8 protein-coding genes are annotated in these 13,283 nt (G+C 70.2%); 6 read left to right on the top strand and 2 right to left on the bottom strand.

The genetic code is table 11. From position 1 onward, the window contains the following. Positions 1-2: 2 nt before the first annotated feature. Complete coding sequence (locus FM051_RS25770; RefSeq protein WP_158847669.1) at positions 3-596, bottom strand: TetR/AcrR family transcriptional regulator; 594 nt, start codon at positions 594-596, stop codon at positions 3-5. 82 nt (positions 597-678) lie between these two features. On the opposite strand from FM051_RS25770, the gene FM051_RS25765 reads away from it, so the two are divergent. Beyond that, a complete protein-coding gene (locus tag FM051_RS25765) occupies positions 679-1,602 on the top strand; it encodes an alpha/beta fold hydrolase (RefSeq protein ID WP_158847667.1) in 924 nt (307 codons plus the stop codon). Here the strand turns inward: FM051_RS25765 and FM051_RS25760 are convergent. Then, positions 1,559-1,951 carry a DUF4333 domain-containing protein gene (locus tag FM051_RS25760; protein ID WP_158847665.1) on the bottom strand — a complete coding sequence of 131 codons (393 nt, stop codon included), beginning with the start codon at positions 1,949-1,951 and terminating at the stop codon, positions 1,559-1,561. The two genes, FM051_RS25765 and FM051_RS25760, sit on opposite strands and share 44 nt — an antisense overlap. Positions 1,952-2,055: 104 nt before the next feature. Here FM051_RS25760 and FM051_RS25755 point away from each other — a divergent pair, with 104 nt between their 5' ends. The 5 genes from FM051_RS25755 to FM051_RS25735 all read left to right on the top strand — a co-directional run bounded on the left by FM051_RS25755 (position 2,056) and on the right by FM051_RS25735 (position 13,181). Beyond that, on the top strand, positions 2,056-2,586 hold the full coding sequence (locus FM051_RS25755) for a GNAT family N-acetyltransferase (RefSeq protein WP_158847663.1): 531 nt from the start codon (positions 2,056-2,058) through the stop codon (positions 2,584-2,586). Continuing rightward, positions 2,583-4,829 (top strand): Rv1355c family protein, encoded by a 2,247-nt coding sequence (locus tag FM051_RS25750; RefSeq protein WP_158847661.1) that lies wholly within the window; start codon positions 2,583-2,585, stop codon positions 4,827-4,829. The genes FM051_RS25755 and FM051_RS25750 overlap by 4 nt, the downstream gene beginning before the upstream one ends. A 270-nt stretch (positions 4,830-5,099) precedes the next feature. Further along, positions 5,100-6,680: a cellulase family glycosylhydrolase gene (locus FM051_RS25745; protein WP_158847659.1), complete on the top strand. Its 1,581-nt coding sequence runs from the start codon at positions 5,100-5,102 to the stop codon at positions 6,678-6,680. 200 nt (positions 6,681-6,880) lie between these two features. Then, positions 6,881-12,718, top strand: a complete 5,838-nt coding sequence (locus FM051_RS25740) for a hypothetical protein (protein ID WP_158847657.1) — start codon at positions 6,881-6,883, stop codon at positions 12,716-12,718. Between the two features lie 4 nt (positions 12,719-12,722). Next, complete coding sequence (locus tag FM051_RS25735) at positions 12,723-13,181, top strand: hypothetical protein (protein WP_158847655.1); 459 nt, start codon at positions 12,723-12,725, stop codon at positions 13,179-13,181. Positions 13,182-13,283 lie beyond the last annotated feature (102 nt).

Here is a 13,283-nt window from a genome sequence, read left to right as displayed (position 1 = left end):
GGTCACACCGCACGCACGGCGAACAGGCGGTCGAGCCGGTAGTCGACGAGCGCGATGGCCTCTTCCGGCGTGTACGTCTCGATCAGGATCTGCGTGGCGAGCCCGGCCACCATCGCCACGAGCGACGCCGTCTCCGCGAGTGGGTCGACATCGGCGTCCTGCGCGCTCTCGGCAAGGGGCGCCAGCTGGGTCGCGAGCGACTTGGCGATGGACTGGACCATCACCTTGATCTCCGGGTCGTGCACGGCGTACGACAGGTACGCGGTGTAGATCGTCGAGGTGAGCTTGGCCGTCTCGTCCACCGGCAGCATGCCCAGCAGGCAAGCCCGGAGCACGGCCCGCGGGTTGCCGCTCCCGGTGAACTCGGCCATCTCGTCCCGCATCCGCTCGACCGCCACCTCGATCACCCGTTGCAGTCCGTAGCGGAGCAGTTGGTCCTTGGTCGTGAAGTAGTACTGCACCAGGTTCATCGACACGCCTGCTTCGGCGGCGACCCGGCGGAGGGTGGCCGCGGCCACCCCTTCCGTCATGGCGATCCGCCACAGCGCCTGAGTGATCTCTTGGCGACGCTGCTCGTGGTCCACCCGCTTCGGCACCCGCTCACTGTGCCACAGGGGTGGCAGACGCGAACACGTTGGGTTATCGTGCAAGTGCACTATAAAAACCGAGGGGGCAACGATGATCAGCGGTTTTGCCAATGAGCAGGCCCGGCGGCGCTACCACGAGGTGTACGACTCGGTACTCGACTGGCCCGTGCCCGCCACGGACGTCACCGTGCCGACTTCGTTCGGCCCGACCTACCTCCGGCGCAGCGGCAACACGGATCAGCCGCCGCTCGTCCTGCTGCCCGGGATGAGCGCGACATCCCTGTCCTGGCAGCCGCACGTCGCCGAGCTGAGCGAACGGCACCTCGTGTACGCCGTGGATCCCATCGGGGAGGCCGGCCGCAGCGAGCAAACCGCGCCGATGCCGGACGCACGCGCCGTCGCACAGTGGTTGGCGGAGGTGATCGCCGGACTCGGGCACGACCGCGTGCACCTTCTCGGCATTTCCCGGGGCGGCTGGCTGGCCCTCAACCAGGCCGCTCATTCACCGGACGGTATCGCCGGCGTCACGGCGGTGGATCCCGGCGGGTTCGCCACCAACGGATTCCGGTTACAGCGGTACATCTACACCGGCTTGCTCTTGATGCTCGCGCCCAGAGTCATCAGGCGCCGGATCAGGCCGGACTCCAACTACCACCCGTTCACCGAGGAGGTCTCCCGGCGGCTGGTCCTGGCCCAGCTGTCGTTCCGGATGAGGGCGTTCGTCCTCGGCCGGTTCACCGAGGACGAACTCCGGGCGATCACGGTGCCGACCACCGTCGTGCTAGCCGAGCGCAGCATCGTGCAGGACGCGACCGAGACGCAAAACCTCCTGCACCGGGTCAACCCGTCGATCGACGTCGAGATCCTCCCCGGCACGGCCCACAACCAGGCCATGCTCGCCCAGGCCATCACCCGGTACGCCCGCCACCCCCGGCGCCCCTGGTGTCCTGAGTGGTCAGTTCTGCGGCCCCTCAACGAGGCTGACCCACCTCGTACTCGCCGTCCTCGGTCATGACCGTGATGGTCACCGCCTTGGCGCGTCCGCCGATCTGTGCCGTGCACTCGAACGAGGTGTCGGGCACCACGGGCTGATTCCGCGGGCACTCGACCGCCTCGACGTCCGCGATCTTGTAGTCGTCCCGGAGGACTCCCGTCACGCCGCGCTCCATCACATCCGCCCGGAATGCCTTCCGGGTCGGCCGCTGGGGCGTTGCGGTGACCGTGGAAACCACGGTGGCGGTCGCGCGGACCTGGTAGGCGACCCCCGGTGTCGTCACGGTGCACGCCGACGTGATGACCGCCGCGACGGTGGCAGCCAGGGCGACGAGTGCCGCTGAAGGGCGCATGTCCTCGGAATCGACCATGACCGTCGGTACGTTACGGCAACTGGTTCATCTGGAACGAGAGGATGCCGACGATCATGCCCGCTGCTCGATGGCCTGTCCGCCATGATCGTGTCGGGACCGCCGTGGGGGACATCGATCTCCTGACCGCCGACCTGCGCCGGTTCCCCGCGGTGTGGCCGGCGTACCAGCGCGGTCTGCACGAGGTGTACGCCGGGATCGGTGCGGGCGATCTGGCCGTGGGGCCTGAGTTGCCCGCCGGCGTCACGACGGTTGTCGTGGCCGGCGCGCCGGGCGAGGAGATCATCGGCGGTGTTCTGCTGCGGGAAAGCACCGAAATCGCTCAGCAGACGGGGCTCGCGCACATCGCCGTCGCCATCGCCGAGCGTGAGCCTGACGGCGTGAACGAAATCGGCGGGTGCTGGATCCGTCCTGCCTGGCGGGGGACGGGTCTTGGTGCCGCGCTTGCCGGGGAGGCCGTCAGGGCCGCGACCGGTCGTGGGCGGTGGACTGTCACGTTGGCCAACCAGTTCAGTCTCGGTATCAGCATTCGCGCGGGATTCGTGCCGGATGCGCGGTTCCGGGATCTCCCGTTTCCCGACAGCCGGTTCCGCAGCGCTCTTTGTTGGTTCGACCACCACGGTGAAGGGCGATGACGGCGACATCGTGGCGTCCCACGGTCTTCGACCCGGCCGACGCCGAAGACCGCCGACAGCTCGACGATCTCGTGTCGTCCGGGCGGGTGTGGGAGACCAGCGACACCTTGCAGGCGCAGCTCCGCGACCTGGCGAAGGCCCGCTGTCCTGGCAACGACCAGGCCCCCGACGTGGACGGGATTCTGGCCGGGGTGCCGCTGTCCGAGTACGGCCGGTGGGTCTACTACCCGTGGTCGGGACGGCTCGTGCGGCTGCTGCCGCCCGACCGGTTCCGCGAACTGCGCCTCGACCGGAACCGGCCCAAGGTCGCGCCGGCCGAGATGGACCGGCTCGCCGAGTTCACCGTGGGCATCGCGGGCTTGTCCGTGGGGAACGCCGTCGCGCTCACCCTCGCGCTGGAGGGCTCGGTGGGGCACCTGCGGCTCGCCGACTTCGACACGCTCGGGCTGTCCAACATGAACCGCATCCGGGCCGGCGTGCACGACATCGGGCGGCCGAAAACCGTGCTCGCGGCGCGGCAGATCGCCGAGTTCGACCCGTACCTGGGCATTTCGGTGCTGGACGGCATCGGGCCGGAGAACGTCGAGGAGTTCCTGCTCGGCGGGCCGGACCTGGGGCCGCCGCTCGACGCGGTCATCGACGAGTGCGACTCGCTGAACGTGAAGTTCCTGCTGCGCAGGCGGGCCCGGTCGCACGGCTTGCCGGTGCTGATGGAGACGAGCGACCGGGGGATGCTCGACGTCGAGCGCTTCGACCTGGAGCCCGCACGTCCGCTCTTCCACGGGCTCACCGGTGACACGGCGGACGTTGGCGACGGCGGGTTCGGCGTCGGCGACGACGCGGCCAAAGCACGCAAGGCGGCGGTCGCCCTGCGCCTGCTCGACGAGCAGATGATCTCCACGAACCTGGCGGCGTCCTTCGTGGAGATGGGATCGACGATCTCCAGCTGGCCGCAGTTGGCCGGCGACGTGGTTCTCGGCGGCGCCAGCATGACCGTGGCGATCCGCCGCCTTGCCCTCGGCGCGCCGATGCCGTCCGGGCGCCGGTACCTCGACCTCGAAACCAAAGTCAGCGAATCCGCGGCAAGTCCGGTGCCGCAGTCCGCACGCCCCGAAGCACGCCCCCGGCCAGGCCTGGCCCACGCCGGATCGACCGCGCCGGTGCCCGAACTGGTGCGATACCTGGTGGACCACGCGGTTCTCGCGCCGTCAGGCGGGAATTCCCAGCCATGGCACTTCTACTGGGGCGACGACCGGATCTGGGTGGTCCATGACCGGGAACGTGGCCAGAACCTCATGGATCCGCACGCCCGCGCGGCGCGTCTGGCGCTGGGCGCCGCTGTGGAGAACGTGGTGATCGCGGCTGCCGCCCGTGGGCTGGCTGCCACCGTGGAACTGTTCCCGCTCCCGGACGTCGTCGCCGCGATCACCACCCAGCCCGGCGCGTCAACCCCGGACGGCTTCGTGGTGGCGTTGCGACACCGCCGGACACACCGTGCCCCGGGGACGCGGTCGGCGCTGACAGCCGAAGAGGTCGCCGAGCTCACGGCTACCGCGCGACACCACGGCGCGCGGCTGGACCTGTGCCTGCGTCCCGACGAACTGGACGAGCTCGGCCGGATCGTCGGCGCCTGCGACCGGATCCGTTTCCTGAACCCCCACCTCCACCGGGAGCTGGTGGGAGAACTGCGGTTCGGCCCGGCCGAGGCCCGTGACGGGATCGCCCTCTCGACGCTGGCGCTCCCACCGGGTTCCGAGGAGGCCATCCGGCTCATCGCCCGGCCGGACGTCGCCGCCCGGCTCCGGCAGCTCGGTGGTGGCGCTCGTCTTGAAGAAGGCGCCCACGACGCGCTGGACGGCGCGTCGGCCATGGTGCTGCTGTCGGTCGGCGAGGACACCCCGGAAAGCTGGCTCGCGGGTGGGCGTGCGATGCAACGGACCTGGCTGCGGGCCGAGCAGCTCGGCCTCGGACTGCACCCGATGACCTCGGCGATCTACCTGTTCGACATGCTCGACGGCCCGCCGGCGGCGATCTTCAACGCCGCCGAGACCGCCGAACTGCACGAGTTGCGCACCCGCTTCCACCAGGTGATGCCGAAGCCGGACGGCCCGATGGCCCTGCTGTCACGCCTCACCCGGACCAGTGGACAACCACCACTGGCAGACGCAAGCGTGCGGTCTCTGCGTCTGCCAGGCGCGTCAGTGCTGACCGCCGGGCTCCCACCGGGGCACCCGGGAGCCTGACGCTCACCGGTTCTCACCACCGTTGACACACGCCTCGGACGTGCGATAACTTCGGCCCGAAACTTTCGCAGAAAGTCAGAGAAAGTTTCCTGGATGCGGGAGCCGCGCAGCGTCCGCAGAGGCAAGGCAGGTCTGCGAAACACGCGATCACTGCCTGCGTGCGGTCACCACACGTGACCGGCAGCGTCCGTCACGCCGACCACGTTCACGCTCAACGGTGTCGCGTGCACCGGGACCCCCGGCGGTGGTGATCCGCAGCCGAGCGACGCGATGGCGACGGTGGCCGCCATGCAGCCCGGCTGGAACCTGGGCAACACGTTGGACGCCATCCCCGACGAGACGTCGTGGGGCAACCCGCGAACGACCCGGGAGCACCTGCGCCACGTGCGCTCCCAGGGGTACAAGAGCATCCGGATCCCGGTGACGTGGAGCAACCACCACGGCCCGGCGCCGCAGTACACCATCGACGCGGCCTGGCTGAACCGCGTCCGCGAGGTCGTCGACTGGTCCCTGGCGGAGGACCTCTACGTGATGATCAACCTCCACCACGACTCGTGGCAGTGGATCCACACCTACCCCGGCGACCGCGCGAACGTGCTGGCGAGGTACAACGCGTTGTGGACCCAGCTCGCCACCGCGTTCCGCAACCACTCCTCGAAGCTGGTGTTCGAGAGCATCAACGAACCGCAGTTCGCGGGGACCTCCGGAGACGACCAGAACTACCAGGTGCTGCACGAGCTCAACGCCGAGTTCCACCGGATCGTCCGCGGGTCCGGCGGCGGCAACGCCAACCGCCTGCTGGTGCTGCCCACCCTGTACACCAACGCCGAGCAGGGCCGACTGGACGCGTTCCTGACCAGCTACAACCAATTGCGCGACACCAACATCGCCGCGACGGTCCACTTCTACGGGTTCTGGCCGTTCAGCGTCAACATCGCCGGTTTCACCCGCTACAACGCCGAAGTGGAGCAGGACCTCATCGGCACCTTCGACCGGGTGTACAACACGTTCGTGTCCCGCGGCATACCCGTGATCGTCGGCGAATGGGCTCTGCTCAACTACGACCACAACCGGCCCGGCGTCATCGAACGAGGCGAGTTCCTGAAGTTCCTGGAAGCCGTCGGCTACCACGTTCGCACCCGCAAGCTCACCACCATGATCTGGGACGCGGGCCAATTCCTGAACCGCAACGAGCTGCGGTGGCGTGACCAGGGGCTGCACGACCTGATCAAGTCGAGCTGGACCACGCGCTCCGGCACGGCCTCGTCCGATCAGGTGTACGTGCCCCGCAGCGGTGCGATCACCGCCAAGACGCTGACGCTCAACCTGAACGGCACCTCGTTCCAAGGCCTCCGACAGGGCGGCACGGACCTCGCCAACGGTGCCGACTACACCGTATCGGGCAACACGTTGACGCTCACGTCGGCGGCACTCACCCGGCTGGTGGGGAACCGCGCCTACGGGGTGAACTCCACCATCGAGGCGCGTTTCTCGCAGGGCGTGCCGTGGCCGATCAGCATCATCACCTACGACCCGCCGACCCAAGCCGCCGCCACCGGCACGACGACGTCGTTCGCCATTCCCACCCAGTTCCGCGGCGACCAACTCGCCACCATGGAGGCGAAGTACGCCGACGGCAGCCCTGCCGGACCGGCCGACTGGACCCCGTTCAAGGAGTTCTGGCAACACTTCCAGCCCGACTACAACGCCGGCGGCCTGATCCTCAAACCGGAGTTCTTCGCCGAGGTCGACGACGGCCGGGTCACCCTCACGTTCCACTTCTGGAGCGGGACACAAGTCGCGTACTACATCACCAAGACCGGCAGCACGGTGACCGGCAGCACCGGTTGACGAGAGACTGGGCGAACCTGCGCCGGCCGGACACCGGTCGGCGCAGAACGCCGATGAGGCGGGCGTGACCACCCTCAGACCAAGGGGACTGGTGCGAACGGCTGATTGACGACACCTGCGTCCGGTGGTGCGGTTGTCAGCGGACACACCAGTGCCCAGGAGGTCCGGGGGGACCTTCGCTGACTTCGGGGGGAGCAGCAGTGTTCACTCATGCACGCCGTACGACGCTGCGCGTTTTGGTGGCCGGTGTCGCCGTCGTCGGCCAGATCGCGCTCGGCGCGACCGCGGTGGCCGCGCCGACACCCGAGCCCGCGCCGACGCCGGTCGTCCCGGCAGCGCCCACGTCGCCCGCCTCGCCTGCCGCACCTGCCTCGCCCGAGGTCGAACCACTCGCGCCCACCGCACCGAGCGCGGCCGTGCTGGACGTGCCCGACCTCGGCCCGATCGACCCCGGCCCGGACGGGCACGTGCCGATCACGCGGGAGAGATCCAAGGCGCTGCAGGACATCGAGCCGCTGCCGGGGCTGAACCCGGCGCCGGGCACGGTGCCGATCGAACGCGCACCCGTGACGCCCCAGCCGCCGGTCTCCCCGTACCAGCTGACCCTGCCGCAACGCCCCGGCCAGGAACTCGTCGACGCGACCGCGGCCGACGCGCTGGCCACCCTCGGGCGGGCCGGTCGGCTCAACCCCGACGGCACGCCCGACCTGGACGCGCGGAAGCTCCAGCCGCAGGTGTCGTCGGCCCAGTTCGTCGACCCGAGCCGGCCCGCGACGATCCAGGAGCTGATCGACGCGCTGCTGTCCGGGAACATCCCGCCGCCGCTGCCCGTCGACCCGTTGGCACTGCTGAACGAACTGCCGGACGGCATCCCGCGCATCACCTACCGCGTGTGCTCCGAGTCGAGCACGAAGCAGGTGTCCTGCTCCCTCACGTTGCCGCTCGGCGTTCCCGCGATCGTCGACGTCACCGGCGACCGGACCCCGGACGTGCTGGCCGACCTGCTGCCCGCCGTCGCGGTCGGCGACGTCGTCGGGCCGGTCCGCGAGATCCTCGACCTCGACCGGCAGATCAACGACGCCACCGCGCGCCTCAACGTGCTCGTCGAACTGCTTAAGGACCCGCTCAACGTGATCCTGCACCCCGAGTGGCTGCTGGAGAAGCTGGAGCTGGAAGAGCTGCTGCGCGGCCTGAACACGACCGTGCAGGAGAAGCTGACCGCCCTGCTCGACCTGATCAACGTCGGCCTGGCGTTCCTGCAACTGCGCCTGCCGACCAGCGAGCACGTCGGCCGCGACCTGCCCGGCCACGTGTGGGCCGTCTACGACATCCCCGGCCGCACGCGGCTCTCGCTCGGGTTCGACGGTTTCCGCCGGGGCAGCAGCCTGCCCACCGGCACGCTCGGCATCTTCACGCTCAACCCGATCCGCGCCCTGCAAGGCATCTACGACATCAAGGCCACCCTGCTGTCGGCCGGTGCGGGCGAGTCGCTGGCGATCACGGCGGGCATGGCGTCGGTGCGCGACGACCGCGCCGGCGACGCCTACGACCCGACCGTCGCGAGCACCCGGTTCTCCCCGGTGCCCAACATCTTCCACGCGCACGCGTACATCGACCCCGGCGCGGCCGATCGCGGCCAACGGGCCACCGTCGACTCCAGCAGCAACGTGCGCACGCACCTCGACGCGCAAGTCCTCTCCAACCGCGGCGGGACGAGCCGGTTCGACCAGCTCAAGGTCGACATGCTGCCGACGCAGGTGTCCGCGACCGTGACCAGGCCCGTCGGCGGCGGCGAGGCCGACGTCGAGTACCGCGCCGACTCCACCATCGACGACGTCCTGTTCGCCGACTACGTCTACGCGGGGCAGCGGCTCGACTGGGCGCTCCAGGCCGGCGCCAAGGCCGTGCCCGCGACCTGGGACGCGAACTTCAAGACCGAGCAGGACAGGATCACCGCCAACTACACGGCGAGCAGCAGGCTGGACGCGCTCGACGTGAACTTCTACGACCGCGACCCGGCGATCGTCGGACGCGGTTCGCTGCGGGCGCTGCCGACGCGCCTCGACCTGCTGGTGGACCGGGCCGCGAGCCACGTCGACCTGAAGGCGGAGCAGGCCATCGGGTCGGCCGCGGTCGCGTTCTCCAAGAACCTCGGCGACTACGCGCCGCTGGACGGCGACCACGCCACGGTGATCACCCGTGACCAGAAGATCGGGGCCAGCGCCCGGATCTCCGGTCTGAAGACGGTCGACGCCTACTTCGACGGCCACACCAGGCTCACCACCGAGTTCGAGCCGGGCGGCCAGGCGTTCACCGGCGCGGGCGATATCGACGGCCTGCACAAGGCCAGGCTGGAGGTCTCCAACCTGCCCGCGACGCTGTCGGTCGACGCCGACACGGCGAACCGCACGGTCGCCTACCGGGCCAGTGCCGTGGTCAACCGGGTGCACGTCGCGTACACGAACACCGCGAGCGGACCGACGCTGTTCGGCACGGTCCTCGAACTGCCGTCCACAGTGGACCTGAAGTACGAGGTGGGCGAGCAGCCGAGGCTGCTCTACACCGCGTCCAGCCGCGTGCCGCGGATCGAGCTGTTCGCCAGCCTGGCGCACATCGAGGCGCTGCGCCCGCAGGACGACCACTACCTGTCCGCGCTGACCACCGGTGTGCCGACGAGCGTCGACGTCACGATCGACCTCGCCGCCAAGCACCTGAAGGGCACGCTCGCGCAGACGATGGACGGCATCACGGTCGTCGCCCGCGCCCCCGCCGCCGGTCGCGACTGGACCGCGATCGCCGAGTTGGCGGGCATCCCGACCGAGTTCGACGCGGACTGGGCGGACGGCGACTACCGGTTCCGCGCCCTGACCGCGCCACTGGCCTCGGCACGGCTCGCGGTGACCAACCACCGCGACACCGTCGCGCCGACCGGCCTGCACGCCGCCGTCCACTACCGGCAGTCCACGGGCGATCTCGACGCGAGCATGGCCGTGCGCAACCTCTCGCACGTCGAGTACTCGAAGACGGAGGGCAACCAGACCTTCCGGCTCGACACCGACACCGGTGGCGCGCCCGTGTTCGTCGACGCGGAGGCGATCCTCGCCACCGCGGACAACGTCGACGACGTCAAGTTCGCCGTGTCCGGCAGGGTCGACAACCTGCCGAGCACGATCCGGGTCGACTACGGGGCAGGGAGGCTGACCTACGCCGCCGACCGCAACATCGGCCTCGCGCTCAACGTCGCGTTCGGCAAGATCGCCGCGTTGAACGGGCTCGGGGCGCCGCTGTTCGGCAACGGTGTCGCCGCGGTCGCCCGCGGCTGCGACGACGGAACCGGCTGCGCGAAGGACGACGGCCCGTTCTGCTCGACGTTCCCGCGCTGCTTCGGCGTGGTCGGCACGGTGAGCCTGCCGGGCCTGCCGACCGCCGTCACCGTCGACATGAACGCCCGCACCGTCGTCCTGGACGACTACCGGCCGACCGGCCCGCTCCAGGCGTACGTCGGCGTGCACGGGCTGATCGACGCGCTGCCCGACTTCAAGGCGTTGGCGACGCTGGCGGGCGTGCCCTCGCCGGTGGACCTGACCGTCGGGCCGATCGACGTCGGCGGCGGCAAGGTCGACGTCGGCTACACGGCGTCCGCCGCGCTCGGCAGCCTCACCCTCGACGTCGACACCCGCACCACCGACCAGCGGTTCCCGGTGGTGCGCGGCCGGGCGGCGGTGTCGAACCTGCCCGCGTCCATGCGCGTCACCGGCACCCTGGGCGACCGCACGACGCTGAGCATGCGCAACTCCGCCCCGGTCGACGAGATCGCGTTGACCGTGACGGGAGACCGCGTCGGGCACCTCCGGGCGGCCGTGCGCGGCGTGCCCGCCGAGGCCGACGTGGTGGTCGACGCGACCGCCAAGCACGCCGAGGTCACCATGTCCGCGCCGATCAGCGCGGTCACCGCCCTCGTGCGCGACATCCCGGTGGACGGGCGCAACTGGTCGGCGTTCGGCGAGCTGCGGGACATCCCGGCGAAGTTCACCGCGGACTGGGCCGACGGGAACTACCGGCTGGTCGCGGAGTCGTCCGCGCTCGGGTCGGCGACGTTCGCGGTGACCAACCACGGCGGCGCGACGTCCCCGGTCGGCCCGCACCTCGCGGGCCACTTCCGCGAGCTGAGCAACGACATCGACGCGAGCGCGACGATCGCCGGGCTGAGGTCGGTCACCTACACCAAGGACAAGACCGGCTCGACGGCCACGCTCGCCATGGCGGCGACCCGGATCGCGCTCGACGCCGACGCGGTGTTCGCCGCGAACGGCGCCGACGACACGAGGATCGCCGCGACCGCGCTCCTGGACACGCCGAACACCGTCGAGATCGGCATGACCGAGGGCAAGATTACTTACCAGGCGGACCGGCAGGCGGGCTTCCAGGCCGAGGCGTACCTGGGCAAGATCGCCGCGTTGAACGGGCTCGGCGCGCCGCTGTTCGACAACGGCGTCGCCGCACGGGGCCGGTCCTGCGCGAACGGACCGGGCTGCGTGCGGGACGACAGCCCGTTCTGCACGCTGCTCGCCGCCTGCTTCGGCGCGGTGGCCACGGTGAACCTGCCCGGCCTGCCCAGGACGGTGACCGTCGACCTCAAGACCAAGCAGGTGGACCTGACCGAGTACTCGCCCGCCGGTGGCGCGCTGCGGCTGTACGCGTCGCTCGACGGCCTGGTGGACAAGGTCTCGCACGCGGCGGGCATGGTCACCCTCTCCGGGCTGTCGCCGACGATCGACCACCTCACCGTCGGCCCGTTCCACCCCGCGGACGCCGACCCGCGCGGGTTCACCTACGCGCACGACGCGCACGGCGCGTCGTTGGGCGGGGTGGACGCGCGGATCGAGGCGACCACGGCGGACTACGGGACCGTGTACGGCGCGGCCGGCCTGTCCAACGTGCCGAGCAAGGTGAACGTCGACGGGATCTTCGGCTCGAAGAGCACCGTGCGCTCGGTCGCGTCGGAGGGGATCGGCAGCCTGACCGCACACGTCACCGCGGCGTTCCAGGGCGGTCCGGCGTCCGGGCGGCTCTCGATCACCGACGTGCCCGCAAAGCTCGACTTCGAGATGACCGGTTTCGCGTCCGGAGCCGTCGCCACACCGAAGATCACCTACAGCGGTCGGACGACGGCGGACGCACCGCAGTCCACTCTGGACGGATCGGCCGAGGTCGAGGCCGACCTGGTCAAGGGGTTCCCGATCGGCGGGGTGGACATCCCGCTCGCGGGCAACGCCTTCGCCGGCTTCACCGACCTCGGCGCGGTCACCACGGTCGCGCTCGGCACGGGGACGTCCGTCGAGGTGGACTCGGTGCCGGCGACGGCGGAACTGCGGTTGGGCGCCACCGTGCACACCGCCTACCCGGTGCAGCAGATCGACCTGGAGGTGTTCAACGAGGAGGTGCCGGTGCTGGGTGAGGCCAAGGGGACGCTCACCGGGCACGCCGGGGTGCCGGAGATCAAGATCGACGACTTCCAGCTCGTGCTGACCGGGGTCCGCCACGTCACGTTCTCGCCGGGGGCGAACCTGAGCTACCTCACCACGGGCATCGAAGGCGACTTCGAGCGGATCTTCCTGAAGTTCGGCGGGCTGACCATCGTGCCGGACGTCGACCTCACGTTCCACGTGGACATCCCCGGCCCGGACCAGGAGGTGAAGCTCAAGCTGGACGAGAGCAACACCATCCACGCCATCCGCTTCCACCTGGCCGACCAGGAGCTGAGGCTGTCCCGGAAGTTCGACTTCGGCGTGGCGTGCCTGGGGGTCAGCACCCTGCCCGGCAAGTTCGCGACGAGCGAGAACGAGATCGCCATCGAAGGCCGACCGGGGGAGACGATCCTGCGCACGCTGAACTACCTGGACCCCGTGCCGTCGCCGGTGGGCATCGCGCCGGAGGACATGTCGTTCGGCATCGACATGCTCACCGCGTATTACACGCACCCGTTCAACGACCCGCCGGCCCGCGCCGCCTACGACTGGTCGGCTGGTGGATGCTGAGGCCATGACGCAGAGCAAGCGCGACCGCCGGGGGTTCCGCGTCGCGGGACTCCCGGCGGTGCTCCTCGCCGTGACCGGTCTGGCGGCGTGCGGGACCGAGCCGGGTTCGCGGTCGTGCACCGAGACGGCCATCGCCGTGGCGGACGTGACGGTCACCGACCGGGTCGCCCCGCTGACCCTGACCGCGACGATGACGGCAGGCGGCAAGCCGGTGCAGGGCGCGGAACTGGCGTTCTTCATCGCGGTCGGCCCGGTGGACGGCAAGACGACCGGGCGACGGGTGGCCGAGGAGACGACCGACGCCGACGGCGTGGCGACCCACGAGCGGCCGGACGGCGTGGACGGGCTGCTGGTCGGCGACCGGAAGATCGACCGGTACTCGGTGGAGTTCAACCCGATCAACAAGATCGACGGCGTCCAGTACTGCCGCGCCCGCGGCGACGCCGCCCTGACCGTCACCTGACCCCGCCTGGACGTAGGACTCGCGAGTAGTGCGGTGGAGACCCGGGAGTTGGGCGTTCGGGTCGGTGGATCGCTCGGGCTGATGCGGCGTTCGGCCCATGGC

Origin of the sequence: Saccharothrix deserti (genome assembly GCF_009769385.1) — a bacterium.
GTDB lineage: Bacteria > Actinomycetota > Actinomycetes > Mycobacteriales > Pseudonocardiaceae > Actinosynnema > Actinosynnema deserti.
Note: the sequence above shows the minus strand (reverse complement) of the source record. Positions and strands in the feature narration are given on the sequence as shown.